The following is a 20,638-nucleotide window of genomic DNA, read 5'->3' on the forward strand; positions in this document are numbered from 1 at the left end:
TTATCAAATACGAATTGCACTAAAATGAGAAAATAATTAAAAGTTAATGATAAATAACTTTTGAATTAACATTATTTATACGAAACTTATCAGATTAATCAGTTATTGTCAAACAACTTAAATTGTGTTACATTTATACCAGTGGATAATACAGATGTATGTATTGACCATGTAAATTGTACTTATGATGAGGTGACAATATGACACTGGACAAATTAAAGACTGGAGAGTGTGGCAGAATCATCAGTGTTCGTGGCGAGGGGGAGCTGAGACATCATCTTCTGGATATGGGGCTTACACCGGGGACAGAAGTGTCTCTTCGTAAAACAGCTCCCATGGGAGATCCGGTACAGCTTGTGCTGCGCGGATATGAGCTGACATTGCGGCTGGCGGAAGCTGCAAAGATTGAGATCGTATCAATCGAATCCATGTCGGAGACGAAGAAAGAAAATGAACGGCATCAGCCGATTGCTCATCCTGGTGTGGGAGAACTTGGAAAGGCTCGAGATTATCGTAAGAACCGGATCGGTGATACGATTCCCAAGGGGGAACCGATCACGTTTGCACTGGCAGGTAATCAGAATTGTGGAAAGACAACTCTTTTTAACCAGTTGACAGGTTCCAATCAGCATGTTGGTAACTTTCCGGGTGTAACTGTTGACAAGAAAGAAGGAAGCATCCGGAGGCATCCGGAGGCAACGGTAACGGATCTTCCTGGAATCTATTCACTTTCCCCGTATTCCAGCGAGGAGATCGTAACAAGAGATTTTCTGCTGAATGAGAAGCCGACAGGAATCATTAATATTGTAGATGCTTCCAATATTGAGAGAAATCTTTATCTTACCATGCAGCTAATGGAGCTTGGAATCCCAATGGTGCTGGCCTTAAATATGATGGATGAGGTAAGGGCAAATGGAGGCTCTGTTCGGATCAATGAACTGGAGGAGATTTTAGGAATTCCGGTTGTACCTATTTCAGCAGCGAAGAATGAAGGAATTGATGAGCTGATCGATCATGCAGTCCATGTTGCAAGATACAGAGAAGCACCGGGAAGAATTGATTTCTGTACTGACAATCAGTCACCGAAGGATCCGGTAGGTGCACTTCACAGATGTATCCATGCAGCCGTTCATCTGATCGAACCCTATGCAAAAAAAGCAGGACTTCCTGTACGTTTTGCAGCTACGAAGATCGTAGAGAAAGATTCTCTGATCGAAAAACGTCTGGCTTTGCCTGAAGGTGAAAAAAAGGTTCTTGATGGGCTGGTACATGTTATGGAGAAGGATGGCGGTCTGGACCGTGAGGCAGCTCTTGCGAACATGCGCTTCAATTTTATCGAAAAGCTTTGCGAGAAAACTGTGGTAAAACCGGCAGAAAGCCGTGAACATAAACGAAGTGTCGCCATAGATCATATCCTTACCGGAAAATATACAGCAATTCCCTGTTTTGTGGGAATTATGGCCATTGTATTTGTGATGACGTTCAATTATCTGGGAGCCTGGCTTTCAGACGGAATGAGCATGGTCGTGAACTGGGTAATTGCACTTATTGGCAGGGGACTGGAGGCAGCGGGTGTCAGCTCAGTACTGCAGTCATTGGTTGTGGATGGAATTTTAAGCGGTATCGGAAGCGTGATCGGATTTCTTCCCACGATCGTTACTTTGTTTTTCTTTCTGTCAATCCTGGAAGATACCGGATATATGGCTCGTGTAGCCTTTGTTATGGACAAGCTTCTTCGAAAAGTCGGACTTTCCGGAAGAAGCTTTGTGCCGATGCTGATCGGATTCGGCTGTTCGGTGCCGGCTATTATGGCAACCAGAACATTATCCAGTGAACGTGACCGGAAAATGACGATCCTGCTTACGCCGTTTATGAGCTGCAGTGCCAAGCTTCCGATCTACGGACTTCTCACCAGTGCATTTTTTCCGAAGCAGTGGAGAGGAGTTGTGATGATCAGCCTTTATTTTGCAGGAATTCTCTGCGGGATCCTGTATGCTCTGATCCTGAAAAAGACGAAATACAGGGGAGAGCCGGTTCCGTTTGTAATGGAGCTTCCCAATTACCGGCTTCCTTCTGCAAAAAGCGTAGGACAGCTGATATGGGAAAAGGCGAAGGACTTTATCCAGAAAGCGTTTACAATTATCTTTGCGGCAACGCTGATCGTGTGGTTCCTGCAGAACTTTGATGCAGGTCTTAACCTTGTTGCCAGCACAGATCAGAGCCTTCTGGCAAAGATCGGAAGCATTGTGGCACCACTTTTTGCACCGCTGGGCTTTGGTGACTGGAGAGTATCCACCGCATTGATCACTGGCTTTATGGCAAAAGAGAGTGTTGTGTCTACGCTGACAGTTCTTCTGGGCGGAAATACGGCATTGCTTCAGGATTTGTTTACGCCGTTTACTGCTTACGTATTTTTGATCTTTACCTTGCTCTATACACCCTGTGTTGCAGCTATTGCAACTGTGCGGCGGGAGATGGGAACTGTAAGAGCTGCCGCTGGTATTGTAGCAGTACAGTGTGCCACTGCATGGATCGTTGCATTTGCGGTACATGGTGTGGGAATGATGCTTGGATTATAGAAAAAATATCTTACATATGGCTTTTCACAAACTGCAGAAAACATTTTGCAGAGGTTGTGAGAGCCATATTTTTTTTATGGGCAATTCCAACGGATAGCTTTTCCAGTCCGTTAATCGGGACAGAAACAAGCGAAGGCTGACGAAAGAACTGAAAGCTGCTTTCTGTAAGGAGACTGATCCCTTCGCCAATTTCCACTGCGCTGACAATAGATTCTGCACGGGCAGTACGCAGAAGCTGAGGGTGGATTCCTGCATTATGAAAACTTTGCATACAGAAACGGTAAATGGAAGTGTGCGGAGGCATCAGGATAAAAGTCTCTTTTTTCAGTTCAGAAAGAGAGACCGATTTTTTGGACGCAGAAGGATGAGCTTCAGGAAAAACAGCAACCAGACGGTCTTCTGTGAGAGCATGAAAAGTATAGAGCTCCGGGTCTATCATATGTTTTCGTACAAAGATCAGATTAAAAAAGTCTTTTTCAAGACCGGAGAGAAGTTCTTCGTCTTCCACCTCTTTCAGAGAAAAGGAAAGCTCCGGGTGTGTATCACAAAAACTGTGTATCACAGAAGTAAGATGGTACTGAGAAAGAAAAGGAAGTGTTCCAATATGAAGTGCCTGGAGCTTACTATCCTTAAAATGGTACACTGCTTCCAGAGAACGATGATACTGTCTGGAAATCTTAAGTGCTTCTTTGTAAAAAAACTCTCCCTCAGGAGTAAGCACAGCAGTACGCTTGCTGCGGTCCCATAAGGTAAGCTCCAGTTCTTTTTCCAGTTTCATGATCTGCTTGGAAAGGGAGGACTGGGAGATATGCATAGCTTCTGCAGCATCAAAAAAAGTCCGGGATTGAGCTGTACAGATAAAATAGTCGATCTGTTCAAGAGTCATGGTAACACCTGCCTTTTAGAAAATAGTGACGAATCATTCCATATTGGAAACAATTATATCATAGAAAGAATTGATTCACCATATTAAAAAGAGATAAAATAATATGAAAAAATAAAGATAACGCAGGAGGTTTTTATGGCAGAAAAAGTAAGAGATCTGAGAAGTGCCCTGGCACTTCTGGAGCAGATGCCGAACCAGCTGATCGAAACAGAGGTGGAAGTTGATCCGATGGCAGAGCTTGCAGGGGTATATCGTTATGTAGGAGCCGGTGGAACGGTGAAGCGTCCTACAAAGGAAGGACCTGCCATGATCTTTAATCGTATAAAAGGACATCCGGATGCAAGGGTCGCTATCGGTCTTCTGGCAAGCAGAAAAAGAGTTGCTGCTTTACTTGACACTCAGCCGGAAAATCTTGGAAAGATGCTCTGCAAAAGCGTGGAGAATCCAATTCCACCGGTAGATATTGAAGGAGATGCACCGTGTCAGCAGGTGGTGCATAAGGCTGCAGATCCGGATTTTGACCTCTATAAATTGGTTCCTGCGCCAACGAACACGCCAGATGATGCGGGTCCGTATATCACACTTGGCATGTGCTACGCCACACACCCGGATACAGGAGTTCACGATGTGACTATTCACCGTCTATGCATTCAGGGAAAAGATGAGCTTTCCATTTTCTTTACACCTGGTGCCAGACATATCGGAGCAATGGCAGAGCGTGCTGAGGAGCTGGGACAAAGGCTGCCGATTTCTATCAGTATCGGAGTTGATCCTGCTATTGAGATCGGTTCCTGTTTTGAGCCGCCTACAACACCACTGGGGTATGATGAGCTGTCTGTAGCCGGTGCACTGCGCAAAGAGCCGGTGGAACTCTGTAAATGTTTAACCGTTAACGAGCGTGCCATCGCCAATGCGGAATACGTGATCGAGGGAGAAGTAATCCCAGGTGTGCGTGTAAAGGAAGATCAGAACAGCAATACCGGATACGCCATGCCGGAGTTTCCGGGATATACAGGGCCTGCAAGTGATCAGTGCTGGCTGATCAAGGTTACAGCAGTGACACATCGTGAAAATCCGATCATGCAGACCTGTATCGGGCCAAGTGAGGAGCACGTATCAATGGCGGGAATCCCTACAGAAGCCAGCATCTATGGTATGGTGGAAAAAGCAATGCCTGGAAGACTTCAGAACGTATACTGCAGCAGTGCCGGCGGTGGAAAGTATATGGCTGTCCTTCAGTTTAAAAAGCTTTCTCAAAGTGATGAGGGAAGACAGCGTCAGGCTGCACTTCTTGCATTTTCCGCCTTCAGTGAGTTGAAAAATGTATTTCTGGTAGATGAAGATGTGGACTGCTTTGATATGAATGACGTACTTTGGGCGATGAATACAAGATTCCAGGGAGATGTGGATGTGATCACTATTCCGGGTGTCCGTTGTCATCCTCTTGATCCGTCCAATGATCCTGCATTTTCTTCAAGTATCCGTGATCATGGGATTGCATGCAAGACTATTTTTGACTGTACGGTGCCTTATGATCTGAAGGAAGATTTTCACAAAGCCCGTTTTATGGAACTGGATCCGGAGAAATGGCTGAAAAAATGAAAAAGAGAATTATAGTTGGTGCGACAGGTGCAAGCGGCCTGCCGCTCCTTGTAAAATGTCTGGAGATCATCCGGGAGAATTCGAATTTTGAGTCGTATCTGATCATGAGTTCCAGTGCAGAGCTGACTCTTCGCCAGGAGACGGAGCTGGAACCGGAGGATGTGAAACGGTTGGCAGATCATGTATGTGCACCGGGAGAGATAGGGGCAAAACCGGCCAGTGGTTCTTTCAAAACAGAGGGGATGCTGATCGTGCCCTGCAGCATGAAGACGATCGCGGGGATCCACAGTGGCTATGCGGATAATCTTATTCTGCGTGCGGCAGATGTGACGATCAAGGAACAGAGAACACTGGTGCTGGCAGCCAGAGAAACACCGTTAAGTGGGATTCATCTCCGAAATCTTTATGAGCTTTCTATGCTTCCGGGAGTGCGTATCATTCCACCGATGCTGACGTTTTATCATAAACCGGAAAATATTGATGATATGGTATATCATATGGCTGCAAAGCTTTTGGAACCGTTTGGAATTGAAGCAAAGGAGTATCGCAGATGGAATGGATTGTAATGGAGTGTGTGGAGACTGCAGACTGTGAGCTGGAGGTCAGTGCTGCATTTGTCGGAGAGGATGTGCTTATCTGCTTGAAAGGAGGAGAAAGGCCTCATCTGGGATGTGTGGTGCAGACGGAACCGAGAGTGTCTCTGACAGGAGATGGTTCTGTGAGTGCGACTTCTTCAGTTTTGAATTTTCCGGGACATAAGGACGAGGTGATCTGCCGGTGGATGGCGGAGAAGGTTTCGAAAGAGCTGGGAAAGAGAGTGGTTTGCACCGGGGGATTTCATAAGGAGGGTATTTCAGAGAAGGAGATCCGGGAGGTACAGGAAAGTGTTGTGTGTCTGACAGAGAAGGTGATAGAAGGACTGCAGATGTAGTTGAGGAACGGCTGGAATCTGCTAAAGCTACTTTTCAAAAGTCTGGAGACTTTCTTCGCTCAAACAGCGAATTTTTGAAAAATAACACAGGTTCCAGCCGTCTAAAAGGCAATCATATTCTATTTATTTTCAAATATGTTCTCACGGGTAATATTTTTAGCCCATTTCCCACTAAGATACCTTTTGATCACCCATGGCCACTTCACAAATTCATCCGTACAGAGCAGAAAATACACCCACATAACCGGCAGCTTCAGTACAAAAGCAGCGAAAAATCCAAGGGGTACTGCATATACCCACATATCAATAGTGTCACAGATCAGACCAAACTTTGTATCACCACCTGCCCGGAACACACCGGCGATCAGGGTTGTATTTACGGCAGACCCCATAATATAGTAGCTGTTGATCAGAAGCATATATTTCAGATAATGCATGGCAGTGGGTGTCAGGGACGCAAATCTCATTACGAACGGTGTGATGGCAAGAACGATAAGTCCGCCAAAAAAAACTGCAATAACAGTAAGCTTCAGTGTTTTGGAAGCATAACGCCTGGAACGTTCCAGATCGCCCTGCCCCATAACATTGCCAAGAAGAATACCTCCTGCACTGGCAATACCGAAACAGAAAACAGAGCCGATATTACGGACTACTACAACCAGAGAATTGGCAGCAACCGCATCCGTACCAAGGTGCCCCAGGATCACAGAGTACATGGAAAAACCAATACTCCAGGAAATATCATTACCAAGAGCCGGCAGGGAAAGCCGCACGAAATCACTGAACAGAAGTTTGTTTTTTATGAACATACATCGAAGATCCAGTCGGACATTTTTGCTGAAAGCAGAAACAATAAAACAGGCGAACAGCTCGATCATTCTGGAAAGTGCAGTAGCGATAGCCACACCGGTAGCACCAAGCTTGGGTGCTCCGAACAATCCGAAGATAAAAGTCGCATTCAAAAGGATATTCAGTCCAAATGCCAGCATATTCATCGCCATGCTGGTAGTTACCCGGCCAATACTTCGAAGAACAGCCAGATAAACCTCTGTCATACCCCAGCAGATATAGGTGATACCCATAATGCGGATATAGGAAGAACCGATGGCCAGAAGCTCCGGATCATTGGTGAATAGTTTCATCATCATCTGTGGCATGGTAAATGCAACGAGCGCCACGAGAACAGAGATGATCATGGAAAAACGAAGAGCGATTCCCTCGATGATCTGAATGGCTTTGTAATCTCCCTTTCCATAATACTGGGCACAAAGCAGGGTTGCTCCCGTACCAAGACCGTAATATACCATAAACAGGATATTGGAATAATTTGCTGCCAGGGATACTGCGGAGATGGACGACTGACCTACAAAGTTCAGCATGATAACGTCGGCAGAATTGACCGCTGCACTTAGCAGGTTCTGAATGATGATGGGGATGACAAGCTTAACAATCTGTGGATAAAAATCATCCCGCTGTGAAAGTTGATTCCTCATTTCCTCCTCCAAAAAAATACAATTACAATGATGTGAAAAACGGTAAATCACATATATGGTAACTGTGTCAGCTTTTGTAAAAAATGAAAGCAGACATGATTGCACGATAACATAGTTTACAGGCAGTGTCAATCGGCAAACTGCAAAATTGTTTAAACAACTTACGGAAAAATGACGAATACAAAAATGTGTAAAAAATTGTATCAGCGGTTGTTGAGATTTCCAATCCATGATAAACTGAATGGAGATATTTTTCAGAGAAAGAGGAGTAAAAAATATGCCAGTTTTTGATTTCAGCGCAGCACCGGCAGATAAAAAAGAGACAAAACGCCAGTGCACATATATAACGTTTCGTTCCAATGAAACAAAAGCCACGCCGGAGAAACCGGTGCTGATCCTGGATAACAGCAAAAGAGAGTGGAAACATCATTCCTGTGGATATTTTTCCAATCCTGCGAAGCAGACTGCATTTGAGTTTAAGGAAGAGGACGGTGTTTTCCCGGCAGACATCCTGAAGATCGATTCACGTTTTACAAGCCTGATCAAATGGCTCGGAGAAAATCATATCAACATCCGTCTTTCCGGACAGAATACAGAAGAAGGATATGCCGTTTACAAAATCCGAGAGATCGCTTTTGGCGGAGGCACCAAGCTTTCTGCTGAGGACGGATTTCTTCAGTTTATGATCGAGCGTCTGTTTGCAAGCAGTGCGCCGGCAGAAGAAAATGAGAACGATGAGGAGGAAGAAGACGGTGACGATATGAAGCTTACCAGTATTCAGAGTATCACCGACTTTATGAACTGTGCCGGAAAGACTATGCCTGATAATATCCGTCTCTGGGCAAGAAGAAATCTGGCAGTTGCCCGTTCTCATGAGGTTTCTCAGGAGGAAAGACGCCATGCCCAGAGAGCACTTTCCATCATGATGAATATTCAGTGGAAGCATAATTATTTTGAGTCTATTGATCCGAAGGAAGCACGCCGTATCCTGGATGAGGAGCTTTACGGAATGGAACGTGTAAAACAGAGGATCATTGAGACGATCATTCAGATCAACCGTACCCATACACTTCCTGCTTACGGACTGCTTCTTGTAGGACCGGCAGGTACCGGTAAATCTCAGATCGCTTATGCAGTTGCAAGAATCCTGAAAATGCCGTGGACAACCCTGGATATGAGTTCTATCAATGATCCGGAACAGCTTACCGGAAGCTCTCGTGTCTATGCAAATGCCAAGCCGGGAATCATCATGGAGGCTTTTTCCATGGCAGGAGAATCCAATCTGGTATTTATCATCAATGAGCTTGACAAGGCTGCATCAGGTAAAGGAAACGGAAATCCGGCAGACGTGCTTCTGACACTGCTGGATAACCTTGGTTTTACAGATAACTATATGGAATGTATGGTTCCGACAGTTGGTGTCTATCCTATTGCCACAGCCAATGATAAGGCACAGATCAGCGCACCTCTGATGTCACGTTTTGCAGTGATCGATATTCCGGATTATACACCGGAGGAAAAGAAGATCATCTTTTCCAGATTTGCGCTTCCCAAGGTTTTGAAACGTATGAGCCTGAAACAGGAAGAATGTATCGTAACGGATGAGGCGCTGGACGCAGTAATTAAGAAATTTGAAGATACCACAGGAATCCGTGATCTGGAGCAGGCTGCGGAGCATATTGCAGCCAATGCCCTGTATCAGATCGAGGTAGATCATGTGAAGGCTGTAACCTTTACCCCCGAGATGGTACAGGAGCTTCTGGACTGACAAAGGGATCCGTTTTGCAATGATAAAAATGCTTCCGGAGATTTTTTCGGAAGCATTTTTGGCTGAGGTAATGCACCTGTTTATGCCGGGCATGTCTGATCGTAAAGGGAAATTATAAAAATAACGAAATCAGGGATTGCCTGAGAAAGTGTAAATGTGTATAATGAGATAAAAGAGCGTGCTCGTGAACACAAAGTACACAGGAGAGGTTTTGGAGGGTAAAATATGGCAGTAACATTACAACAGATTGCGGAAGCAGCAGGAGTTTCGAGAGGCACTGTGGACAGAGCACTGAATAACAGAGGCCGTATCCGTCCGGAAGTAGAGGAAAGGATCAAAAGGATCGCCCGGGAGATGGGATATCAGCCCAGCCGTGCCGGTCGTGCCCTTGCCATGGCAAAGAGGAAGATTCGTATCGGTGTGATCCTTCAGTATATGGAGACTCCCTTTATGCAGCAGGTTTTAAAGGGGGTCCTGGAAGCAAAAGAAGAAGTGGAGAGTTTTGGCGGAACAGTAAAGATCTATGAGATCGAAGGCGTGGAACCGGAAAAAGTAATGGCTGCAATGGAAGAACTCCGGGAAAAGGGCTTTAATGGAATTGCGCTGACTCCATCAGAGGATCAGCTTTTGAGAGCGAGGATCGATCAGTATCAGGAAGAGTATGGAATTCCGATAGTTACCTTTAATGCAGATCTGGAAGACACAAAGAGGTTATGCTTTGTGGGACAGAATACCTTTCAGGCCGGTCGTACGGCAGCAGGCCTGATGGGAGAGATGACAGGCGGAACCGGGCAGGTTGCCATAATTTCCGGACAGGTTGCCAATCCTGGCCTGATCAGCAGGCAGAAGGGATTTTCAACAGAAATCAAAGAAAGCTTTCCGGGAACCGAGATCGTGGATATAAGGTATTCCTATGATGACGAATGGGTGGCATCCAAGATCGTGGAAGAGCTTCTGGAACTTTATCCGGAGTTGACCGGTATCTATATTACAGGTCATGGTGTAAAGGGTGTCTGCCAGACCTTGCAGAAGCTTGGAAAGGATAAAACCATGCATGTGATCGCCAATGATTTCCTGGAAGAAAATCTGAAATGGCTGAAAGAGGGGACGATCAATTTCCTTATCGGTCAGGATGCAGCTGTACAGGGACATTCCCCGGTGACTATTTTGTTCCAGCTTCTCTTTGACAGCAAGGCACCGGAAAAGGAATATCAGTATACAGATATTGTGATCCGGACAAAATATAATATGGGGTAAAAAGGAATTGCTGTTGCGTATAGAACCCATGATCAGAAATATCATATGGCAGAATCCTGTACAGGGAAAGCAGATTCAGGAGGCAAAATGGATTATAAAAATGTAAAGATCGCAGAAGGTGCCAGGATCGCAAAGCAGTCTGTGATCCTTGGAAATGTAACGATCGGCCGTGACAGCTGTGTATTATATTATGCGGTGATCCGCGGAGATGATGCTCCGATAGTAATCGGAGAAGAAACCAATATCCAGGAAAACTGTACTATTCATGTGAGCCACAACATGCCGGTTCATATCGGAAACAATGTTACTGTAGGGCATAATGCGGTGCTACATGGATGTACCATCGGAGACCGGACACTGATTGGAATGGGATCCGTGATCCTGGATGGTGCAAGAATCGGAAATGACTGTATCATAGGAGCCGGAAGCCTTGTGACTAAGAATACGGTGATCCCGGATGGCTCTCTGGTAATGGGAAGTCCGGCCAGGATCAAACGAAACCTTACCTGGGAAGAGAAGCTTGGTATCGTGGAAAACAGCAAAGAATATATTGCTGTGTCCGAAGAGATGAAAGCGCAGGATGTATTATAAACAGCACACGATAAGGGATGAGTCCCTTTTTACCGGAAAAATACTCCACGCATCGCTCGCCATAATATGCCTATCCAAGGACTGTACCGGGATCACCAAGAGCAATGGCAGTACCGACATAGGAAACATGTGCTGTACGCCCTTGTACGTTACGCTCTTAAGTTTTGATTATTACATTAATTATACAGAAATATTCAGAATAATACAACAAAAAAATGCCTTCTGAACAGAAGATTTTTTGCTTCAACATATGTAGATCAAAACCCTACAGGACATTCCTCGCAGTACATATAAAATCCCGGGCGTACTGTGGAAGATAGGTACCTCTTCGGTACGCAATTGTCAGTGTACTGAAAACGCCATCTTCACCAATGGAAAAACAGGCTGGTTTTACAGGGAGGTCCATATTTTGGACATAAGTTTCCGGGGTGAAACACATACCAAGTCCTTGCATGCAGAGCTTGACGCAGGTTTCTGTGTTGCGGCTCTGAATTGGCACATAAGGCTTGATATGGGCAGCTTTCAATGCTTCCAGCGAAAGCTGTCCGGTAGTCTGTTCCGGAAAATGCAGGATAAAAGGCTCTTCTGCCAGAAGTGAGAGATCAAGCTTCGGGTATATGCTGTGAGTGGATACACTGCCGGCAGCAGCCAATGGGTGCTCCGGATGCATGATCAGAAGGATCTCTTCCTTTTTCAGCAGTTCGTATTCCAGCTTGGGGTGTTTATGTACTTCATTGAAAATGCCAAAATCAAGCTGATCATTGAGAAGAAGTTTTTCCTGGATGGAATATGCCTCTTCCAAGATATTGACCTTTACTTTAGGATATTTTTGAAAAAAAGAGGTCATGATCTGAGGAACCATACAGGTACTCCTCATCAGTGGGAAAGCAACGTTCAGTTCTCCTTCATTATTTTCTGTAAGATCTTTCAGCTCTTTTTCCCAGTCCTGTCGTATCTGAAGGATCTTTCGGGCATACTCCATATATTTGCGGCCTGCAAAGGTAGGTGTATAGCTGTTTCCGCTGCGGTTGAATAGCTTGGTCCCCATTTCCCGTTCCAGCTTCTGGAGATGCTTGGTCAGGGTTGGCTGGGAAATATAAAGCTCCTGTGCGGCTTTTGTAAGATTCTGATATTTAGCAATGCAGAGAATGTACTTCAGTTCATGATAGTTCATGTTTTCCTCCAACTATTCCATTTTGGCATAATTTTTATGTATAATATGAATTTGACTTCCTGATATGTGTATTTTACAATACTTCCTATCATCATATCAAGGGGGAAAACAAATGAAAAACTGGTTGGAAAAACTGGTTGGAAAAACAGTTCAGACTGTCTGAGTTCAATACAAATATAAAAACAGAACTTCTGGCAGGACTGACAACCTTTGTAACTATGGCATATGTGCTGGCCACGATTCCAAATATTCTGGCAGGTGCCGGTTATGACAAACATACGACTCTGACAGCTATGATCCTTCTGATCATTTTGACTAGCTGTGCAATGGCGTTGGTCACCAATCGTCCGTTTGCTTTGGCACCGGGACTCGGAAGTGTGGGAATCATCGCGTCTATGATCACTAATGAAGGCGTAAGTATGCCGATCGCAGCAGGTGTGATATTCTGGAGTGGTGTTCTTTTTATCATAATTTCATTCTTTGGTCTGAGAGAAGCAGTGGTACGTGTGATTCCGGTAAGCCTGAAACATGCGGTTAGTGCAGGTATTGGTCTGTTTATCGCACTTCTTGGTGCAAAAAACTGTGGACTGATCGTGGCAAATGATGCAAAAAACTGTCTTTCCTTTGGAGATCTTGCATCTCCATCTGTGATCGTAGCAGTGATCGGATTTCTGATCCTTCTGGTGATCAAGGTACGAAATATTCCGGGCGGTATGATCCTCGCGATCCTGCTGACCACTCTGGCAGGAATTCCTTTCGGTGTTACACATGCTCCGGAATCCATTTTTGCATTTCCGGCAGGTATCGGCCATCAGTTCCTGAAAGTTGATTTTCTGGGAGCGTTGAATTTTGCTTATATTCCATTTCTGATCGCTCTGTTTGTGCCGGATTTCTTTTCTACATTCGGAACAGTTCTGGGAGTGGGAGCAAAGGCAGGCTATCTGGATAAGGATGGAAATCTTCCGGGTATTGATAAATGCTTTAAGGTAGATGCAATTGCAACAAGCTTTGGAGCATTGTTTGGAATGCCGAGTCTTACTACTTATCTGGAGTCATCTGCAGGCGTAGAAGCAGGAGGAAAAACGGGACTTACAGTTATTTTTACAAGTATTTTCTTCGGACTTTCGCTGTTTCTGGCACCACTGGCTCTTGTGATCCCATCTGCGGCAACCGGTCCGGTGCTGATCTATATCGGCATCAATATGCTTGGTGCTATGAGAAATATTGATTATTCAGATATTACAGAGTATATTCCGGCATTTTTATGTGTAACCTTTACGATTTTTGCAAATAATATCGCAAATGGTATCTGCGTGGCGCTTCCGGCTTACCTCGTTATGAAGATCGCAGCAGGAAAGATCAAAAAGGTTGAACCGGTCATGTATGTATTGGTAGCAGTCTGTCTGTTGTATTTTTATTCAATTATCTAAGGATGGTGAAATGGTATGGAGCAGATTCATCTGCTGATCAAAAACGCAAAGGTATTTAATTCCTATCTTAAGAAATTCATATCTGCCAATGTTGCGGTGAAAGATGGAAAATTTTATTACATAGACAGAAAACAGGATACGGATTTTCAGACTGACAATGTGATCGATGCAAAGGGATCATACATGATTCCAGGACTGACAGATATTCATATGCATATTGAAAGTTCTATGACCACACCGGTTTCTTTTGGAAAATGTGCAGGAGAAAATGGTGTGACAACGGTGGTTTCAGAGCCTCACGAAATGGCCAATGTCAAAGGAATCCGAGGGATTCTGGAAATGATCTCTGCGGCAAAGAATGCACCTATTGATATTTTTTACGGGATTCCAAGCAGCGTTCCGTCAACCAGTGAAAAGCTGGAAACAACAGGTGGAAGCATTGACTACAATGCAATGAAGCATCTGCTGGAAGAAAAAGATGTGGTATGTGTAGGCGAAATCATGAATTACCGGCAGATCATCCGGGAAAATGATCTGGAGATCAGCCGGTTTCTGGAATATCTGAAAAAAGAACATCCGGGATATGTGATCGAGGGACACTGTCCGTCATTGCTGGACCTGGATCTTGCAAAATTTCTTTATCTGGGTATCAATGGTGATCACACGGAACATACTCTGGAGGAAGTAAAGCAGCGGATTGAAAACGGAATGTTTTTTGAAATCCAGGATAAAATGTTGAAACCGGAAATCCTGGAATATATCTGTCAGAACCAGCTCTACGAGTATTGTTCCTTTGTAACAGATGATACCATGGCGGATGTTTTGTATGAGCAGGGACCGCTGAATGCAGTGGTACAGAAAGCTATCGATATGGGATTTCCGATGGAACAGGCGATTTACTGTGCCACATATACACCATGTCAGCGGATGCATTTTTATGACAGAGGAGCTATCGCACCAGGAAAACTTGCGGACTTTATGCTGCTCAAAGATCCGTCCGTTCTTAAACCGGAAGCTGTATTCAAAAATGGTGTTCCGATTTATGTAAAGGATGAACCGCAGTTGCCGCTGTCTGCTTCCAAATATGAATTTCCGGCAGATTTTTACCGGAGTGTACAGCTTCCGGAGATTTTTCTGAAGGATTTTCAGGTGAATGCTCCTTTTCAGGAAGGATATGCAACGGTTCGTGTGATGGAGGTCAATCCGGATCGTACCCATACTACTGAAAAACTGGTGGAAATGCCGGTGAAAGACGGAAAGATCTGCTGGGAAAACAGCGGATGTCTTCTGGCTATGGTGGTGGAACGTCATGGGAAGAACGGAAATATCGGCTATGGATTTCTTACAGGCTCCTGCTTGAAAAAGGGAACTGTGGCAACAACATATTTTCATGATCATCATAATCTCTTTGTGGCCGGAAGCTCTCCGGATGATATGTTATTTGCTGTAAACAGGATCCGGGAACTGCAGGGGGGATTTCTGACAGTAAAAGATGGAAGGATCCTTTCTGAGCTTGCACTTCCGGTATGCGGGCTTTTATCCGAAAAATCGATCAGGGAGAATGGCCTTGCATTGAAGTCGGTGAGAAAAAGCCTTACAGATCTGGGATATGTGCATAATAATCCGATCATGTCAGTGGGAACACTTGGATTACCGGTAAGCCCGGCACTGAAGCTGACTGATAAGGGACTGGTGGATGTAAAAAAAGGAGAAATTGTTCCGCTGATCGTAAGCACAAAGAAAAATAAATAACATTGTTCTTATTGCAGCAATATAAGCGGACGTGAGTCGCGGAAGGCAGCATAATAATCAGATATCGTTGTAAAAAAATCTGCAGATTTCAATCTTATGATTGGAATCTGCAGATTTTTTGTTATGGAGAAAAAACAAAAATCATGGTAAAATAAAAATACATGATATAAAAGGTCAAATTAGGAGAAAACATATGAAAAAGAATCACTTTGAATTAAAAAATTATGTTATGGCAACCGGTATTTTTATTTTGGCGGTCATAGCAGGGATTCTTATTTTTTTCGAGTGTGTGCAGAGGGCTGTACAGGTGAATTCTCAGAATACATTGAAGATAAATGTGCAGAGACAAAGTGAACACTTGCAGACGATACTGGATATTAATTATCAATATCTGAATGAGATTGCCTCTGCAATGGGAAAATCAGAAGAACTTTTTTCAGAAGAAAATAAAGAACGACTGGTATCCATTTATGAAAAAACAGACCTGGAGAGGGCTGCTCTTATTGATAAGAATGGAGATGCATACTACGACAATGGAGTAACCAAGAATGTTTCTCATCGCAGATATTTTCAGGAGGCCATCAGCGGAGAGCAGACCATCAGTGATCCCCTGGAAAGCAGTGTGGACCATGAAGTGAGGGTGGTTTTAGGCGTGCCGATATACAAAGATCATAAAGTGATCGGTGTGCTGGGCGGATCCTGTAATGTTACAGCGCTGAGTCATATGCTCTTTAATGATCTTTTTGACGGAGCGGGAAACAGTTTTCTGGCTACAAGTGATGGAGAGATCATTGCTTTTGACAGTGGTTCGGCGTCCGGTACGGAGATCACATATGGAATCAATCTTTTTAAATATTACGGAGAAAAAAATCTTAAAGGGAAGCATGCTCTTCAGGACATTCAGGAAGATTTTAAAGTTGGCGAAAGAGGTCTGGTGAAGCTTAGCCTCAAAGAGAGAAAAGAAGAGGACCGATATCTGGCATATATGCCTCTTGGGTACAATGACTGGATGATCTGTTATGCAATTCCTGTAAAAAATGCACAGCAGGCGTATGAATTTATTTCCGGTTATGAAATTATATTTATGGGAAGCTTCTGTATTCTGGTATTGATCCTGCTTCTGTACATTGTTGTAAGAAATAATCAGGAGAAAGCGGAATTGGTACGTTCTGTCCAGCATGATGCGCTTACAGGCGTTTATAACAGAGAGAATACGCAGAAGATGATCGATGCTATTCTGAGAGAAAAAGCTCCGGAAGGCTTTCATGGCTTTCTGATCCTGGATATGGATCATTTTAAAGAAGTGAATGATGTTTACGGACATGTCATGGGAGATAATGTCTTAAGGATGCTGGGAGGTTTTCTTAAAGAGCAGTTCCGGGAACAGGATGTGATCGGACGTATCGGCGGGGATGAGTTTGTGATCCTGCTCTGTAATATCGGTTCCAAGGAAAATATGGAGAGCAGAATAAAAAATCTTCATGAAAATCTCAGGGAGATCCGAATGGAAGGAATGAGAGAGCATACATTCACTTTTAGTGCAGGAATTGCTTTTGCACCACAGGATGGAGATACCTTTATGGAACTGTATCAAAAAGCAGATCTTGCTCTTTATCAGGTAAAACGCTCCGGAAGGAATGGCTACCGGATCTATAAATAACAATAAAAAAGACAGAAGATATCCTGAAGAGAAAAAAGGAAATCTTCTGTCATTTTTTTGTATAAATTGGAATGGGAAGCTTTGATATCCTTATGCTTCCGGAATTTTTTGGATGATCGTTCTGTTTATGACAACCAGGAAAGTTACGGACACGATCAGAGAAATGATCTCCGCAATGGGGAAAGACCACCATACTGCGTGAAGTCCACCGATGGAAGCAAGGATATAAGCAGCAGGTATCAGGACAAACAGCTGACGCATGATAGATACGATCATACTGAATACAGCTTTTCCGAGTGCCTGGAATACAGTTCCCGCAATGATACAGAACCATGCGATCAGATAGTGGATTCCTATGATACGAAGTGCAGGGATTCCGATGGTAAGCATATCTTCGGAAGCACTGAACAGCCCCAGCAGTGTTTTCGGAATAAATTCAAAGGCAAGGAAACCAATGAATGTAAAACAGAATGCAATGGACATGCTGACTTTGACAGTTTTAAGCATACGCTTTCTGTGGCGTGCACCATAATTATAGGCAATGATCGGTGTAATTCCGTTGTTAAGTCCAAATACAGGCATGAAGAAAAAACTCTGCAATTTGAAGTAAACACCAAATACTGCAGTTGCAGTGACTGTGAACTGTACCAGGATCAGATTCATGCAGTAGGTCATGATAGAACTGATAGACTGCATGATGATTGATGGAATACCTACTGCATAAATATGGCCGATGATCTTAAGGTCAGGACGGAAGCCCCCGAAGCTGAGCCGGACTTCATGATTAAATTTATGGTTGCAGGTTCCTGCAACGATGCAGGCTACACACTGTCCGATCACAGTAGCTACAGCAGCTCCGGTAACACCCATTTTCGGAGCACCGAACAGACCAAAGATCAGGATAGGGTCAAGGATGATGTTGGTGATGGCACCGCACAGCTGAGAAGTCATGCTGAATATGGTTTTTCCTGTGGATGTGAGCAGACGCTCAAAGAAAAACTGTCCAAGCAGACCAAAGGAGAATATCATAACTGTGCTCAGATATTCAATCCCAAATTTAAGAATCTCAGGGTCTGCGTTATGTACCTGGCTGGCATAAAATGGTTTTACTACTGTAAATCCAAGGATCAGGAAAACCAGATAGCTTAAGCCATACAGGAAAGCAGAATTGCTGGCTGTCCGATCAGCTTTTTCAAAGTTCTTTTCTCCAAGGGATTTGGAAAGCAGTGCGTTCATACCCACACCGGTACCTGCACCTACTGCGATCAGAAGTGTCTGCAGTGGAAAAGCCATGGAAACTGCCGTCAGAGCATTTTCGGAAAGCATGGCAACGAAAACACTGTCCACAATGTTGTACAATGCCTGCACCAGCATGGAGATCATCATTGGCAGAGACATGTTTAGTACAAGCCTTCCTATGGGCATGGTCCCCATTTTGTTTTCTGCTATGGGAGCAGATGTACTTTTTTGATTCATATTTCCTCCATTTTGTAAATTGTATTTTTGGCCTAATTATATATGTTAACATGAAAATATGAGGGATTCAAGAGAAGAATATCCTTCTGACATTATTATAAATGGTTCATACTAAAAATATTTAAACGATTTTGATAGTTGACATGAATTTTCAGATATGCTATGCTTATGAAGATTTTGAAGGACAAGAAAGAGTCTTTTCAAAGCAATTATTTTGGACCACTCCATTTTGGAGTCAAGGCCATACGGACAGCCGGGTCCACTGCCGCTGATGGTAACTTTGGTTGCCTTATTGATTGAGTTAGAAGCTCAAATTTTATAAGTTGGTTCCTTTGATAACCGTCATGCGCCTGTTGCGCAGACTTGTGAAACGGTCAATAAGAGTAGTAAAAGTATGATTGCTATATAGACTCTGACATATATCATCCGGATTTTGATTTCATGTAAATATGAGGATTCTCATATTTATATGCGATGAAAATAAAATTTGGAAGAATGATCTAAGCAGGTTTACGGTTTTGTATCGGCCTGCTTTTTTTTGTGCGGATAAAGGAACTGGAAATGGAGAAGCAATGAACAGAAGTCGTTTTAAACTGGACCAGAATCATGCTCCAATTCATGAAGCTCTGGAAAAATTCCTGCGTATGAGAGTAGTACCTTTCGATGTGCCGGGACATAAAAGAGGAAGAGGAAATCCGGAGCTTACTGAATTTCTGGGACAAAAATGTGTAGGTGTGGATGTAAACAGCATGAAGCCGCTTGATAATCTCTGTCATCCCGTATCTGTGATCCGGGAGGCGGAAGAGCTGGCAGCAGATGCCTTTGGAGCAGCTCATGCATTTCTTATGGTTGGAGGAACTACAAGCTCAGTGCAGACTATGGTGCTAACTGCCTGTAAGAGGGGAGATGAGATCATTCTTCCCCGAAATGTCCACAGAAGTGTGCTGAATGCGCTGGTTCTGTGCGGAGCAATCCCGGTCTATGTGAATCCGGAGGTGGATCAGAGACTTGGAATTTCTCTTGGAATGCGACGTGAACAGGTGGCAAAGGCAATTAAGGAGCACCCAAATGCGGTGGCTGTGCTGGTGAATAATCCCACCTATTATGGAATCTGCAGTGATCTTCGCGCAATTGTACGTATGGCTCATGAAGCAGGAATGCTGTGTCTGGCAGATGAGGCACATGGAACCCATTTTTATTTTGGCGGAGGTCTGCCGGTTTCGGCAATGGCAGCCGGTGCAGATATGGCATCTGTATCCATGCATAAAAGCGGCGGAAGCCTGACCCAGTCCAGCCTTCTTCTTACAGGACAGGGTGTTCATGCCGGTTATGTCCGTCAGATCATCAATCTGACTCAGACTACTTCAGGCAGCTATCTTCTGATGTCAAGTCTTGATATTTCGCGCCGGAATCTTGCACAGCGAGGACGCCAGATTTTTCACCAGGTAGCAGATATGGCAGAGTATGCAAGGGAAGAGATCAATGCTATTGGCGGCTATTACGCATTTGGAAAAGAACTGGTGAATGGAGATTCGGTTTTTGATTTTGACATTACGAAATTAAGTGTACATACCCTGGACATCGGACTTGCAGGAATCGAGGTTTACGATATATTGAGAGATGAATATGATATTCAGATCGAATTTGGTGATATTGGAAATATTCTGGCTTATCTGTCAATCGGAGATCGTGCCCAGGAAATAGAGCGGCTGGTAAGTGCTCTTGCGGAGATCCGCAGGCGATTCCAGAAGGATAAATCAGGATTGCTGGATCAGGAATATATCGATCCTCAGGTAGTGACAAGTCCTCAGGAAGCTTTTTATGCAGAAAAATGCAGCCTTCCTCTCAGAGAAACCGAAGGCAAAGTATGCAGCGAGTTTGTAATGTGTTATCCTCCGGGAATCCCGATTTTGGCTCCGGGGGAACGAATCACTCCGGAAATCCTGGATTATATTGAATATGCCAAGGCAAAAGGATGCAATATGACAGGCCCTGAAGATCCGGATATATTGCGTTTGAACGTGCTGGCAGGGAGGTAA

At 44.1% G+C, this 20,638-nt stretch carries 15 protein-coding genes; 11 read left to right on the plus strand and 4 right to left on the minus strand.

All coding sequences use genetic code 11. The features are described 5' to 3' along the window. The first annotated feature begins 200 nt into the window (after positions 1–200). Positions 201–2,579, plus strand: coding sequence for a ferrous iron transport protein B (gene feoB, locus LKD46_RS02295; RefSeq protein ID WP_227573740.1), 2,379 nt, complete (start codon positions 201–203; stop codon positions 2,577–2,579). A gap of 10 nt (positions 2,580–2,589) precedes the next feature. On the opposite strand, the gene LKD46_RS02300 is transcribed toward feoB, so the two are convergent. Continuing rightward, on the minus strand, positions 2,590–3,465 hold the full coding sequence (locus tag LKD46_RS02300) for a LysR family transcriptional regulator (protein ID WP_227573741.1): 876 nt from the start codon (positions 3,463–3,465) through the stop codon (positions 2,590–2,592). Positions 3,466–3,600: 135 nt separating this feature from the next. On the opposite strand from LKD46_RS02300, the gene LKD46_RS02305 reads away from it, so the two are divergent. The 3 genes from LKD46_RS02305 to lpdD are packed head-to-tail and all read left to right on the plus strand — an operon-like array spanning position 3,601 to position 5,998. Further along, positions 3,601–5,067 carry a UbiD family decarboxylase gene (locus tag LKD46_RS02305; protein WP_227573742.1) on the plus strand — a complete coding sequence of 489 codons (1,467 nt, stop codon included), beginning with the start codon at positions 3,601–3,603 and terminating at the stop codon, positions 5,065–5,067. Beyond that, positions 5,064–5,633: a UbiX family flavin prenyltransferase gene (locus LKD46_RS02310; RefSeq protein WP_227573743.1), complete on the plus strand. Its 570-nt coding sequence runs from the start codon at positions 5,064–5,066 to the stop codon at positions 5,631–5,633. Before LKD46_RS02305 ends, LKD46_RS02310 begins: the two co-directional genes overlap by 4 nt. Beyond that, complete coding sequence (gene lpdD, locus LKD46_RS02315) at positions 5,618–5,998, plus strand: prenylated flavin chaperone LpdD (protein ID WP_227573744.1); 381 nt, start codon at positions 5,618–5,620, stop codon at positions 5,996–5,998. Before LKD46_RS02310 ends, lpdD begins: the two co-directional genes overlap by 16 nt. Positions 5,999–6,117: 119 nt before the next feature. Here lpdD and LKD46_RS02320 read toward each other — a convergent pair whose 3' ends face one another. Beyond that, positions 6,118–7,491, minus strand: a complete 1,374-nt coding sequence (locus LKD46_RS02320) for an MATE family efflux transporter (RefSeq protein WP_227573745.1) — start codon at positions 7,489–7,491, stop codon at positions 6,118–6,120. A 277-nt stretch (positions 7,492–7,768) separates the two neighbouring features. Between LKD46_RS02320 and LKD46_RS02325 the strand changes: the two genes are divergently transcribed. The 3 genes from LKD46_RS02325 to LKD46_RS02335 all read left to right on the plus strand — a co-directional run bounded on the left by LKD46_RS02325 (position 7,769) and on the right by LKD46_RS02335 (position 11,107). Next, positions 7,769–9,259, plus strand: coding sequence for an AAA family ATPase (locus LKD46_RS02325; RefSeq protein ID WP_227573746.1), 1,491 nt, complete (start codon positions 7,769–7,771; stop codon positions 9,257–9,259). A 225-nt stretch (positions 9,260–9,484) separates the two neighbouring features. Next, the gene (locus LKD46_RS02330) at positions 9,485–10,516 is read left to right on the plus strand and encodes a LacI family DNA-binding transcriptional regulator (protein WP_227573747.1); all 1,032 of its coding nucleotides are present in this window, start codon (positions 9,485–9,487) and stop codon (positions 10,514–10,516) included. A gap of 87 nt (positions 10,517–10,603) precedes the next feature. Continuing rightward, positions 10,604–11,107: a gamma carbonic anhydrase family protein gene (locus LKD46_RS02335; RefSeq protein WP_227573748.1), complete on the plus strand. Its 504-nt coding sequence runs from the start codon at positions 10,604–10,606 to the stop codon at positions 11,105–11,107. A 265-nt stretch (positions 11,108–11,372) separates the two neighbouring features. Here the strand turns inward: LKD46_RS02335 and LKD46_RS02340 are convergent, their stop codons facing one another. Continuing rightward, complete coding sequence (locus tag LKD46_RS02340; protein WP_227573749.1) at positions 11,373–12,281, minus strand: LysR family transcriptional regulator; 909 nt, start codon at positions 12,279–12,281, stop codon at positions 11,373–11,375. 137 nt (positions 12,282–12,418) lie between these two features. On the opposite strand from LKD46_RS02340, the gene LKD46_RS02345 reads away from it, so the two are divergent. The 3 genes from LKD46_RS02345 to LKD46_RS02355 all read left to right on the plus strand — a co-directional run bounded on the left by LKD46_RS02345 (position 12,419) and on the right by LKD46_RS02355 (position 17,123). Further along, positions 12,419–13,711: an NCS2 family permease gene (locus LKD46_RS02345; protein WP_227573750.1), complete on the plus strand. Its 1,293-nt coding sequence runs from the start codon at positions 12,419–12,421 to the stop codon at positions 13,709–13,711. A gap of 15 nt (positions 13,712–13,726) precedes the next feature. Next, entirely contained in the window at positions 13,727–15,463 is a 1,737-nt protein-coding gene (locus tag LKD46_RS02350; RefSeq protein WP_227573751.1) for an adenine deaminase C-terminal domain-containing protein, read from the plus strand. Between the two features lie 193 nt (positions 15,464–15,656). Further along, a complete protein-coding gene (locus LKD46_RS02355) occupies positions 15,657–17,123 on the plus strand; it encodes a sensor domain-containing diguanylate cyclase (protein ID WP_227573752.1) in 1,467 nt (488 codons plus the stop codon). Positions 17,124–17,213: 90 nt separating this feature from the next. Here LKD46_RS02355 and LKD46_RS02360 read toward each other — a convergent pair whose 3' ends face one another. Beyond that, a complete protein-coding gene (locus tag LKD46_RS02360) occupies positions 17,214–18,599 on the minus strand; it encodes an MATE family efflux transporter (RefSeq protein ID WP_227573753.1) in 1,386 nt (461 codons plus the stop codon). A gap of 572 nt (positions 18,600–19,171) precedes the next feature. Between LKD46_RS02360 and LKD46_RS02365 the strand changes: the two genes are divergently transcribed. Continuing rightward, positions 19,172–20,638, plus strand: a complete 1,467-nt coding sequence (locus LKD46_RS02365; RefSeq protein ID WP_118624593.1) for an aminotransferase class I/II-fold pyridoxal phosphate-dependent enzyme — start codon at positions 19,172–19,174, stop codon at positions 20,636–20,638.

The sequence above is a fragment of the Blautia fusiformis genome, from assembly GCF_020686995.1.
Taxonomy (GTDB): domain Bacteria; phylum Bacillota; class Clostridia; order Lachnospirales; family Lachnospiraceae; genus Blautia_A; species Blautia_A fusiformis.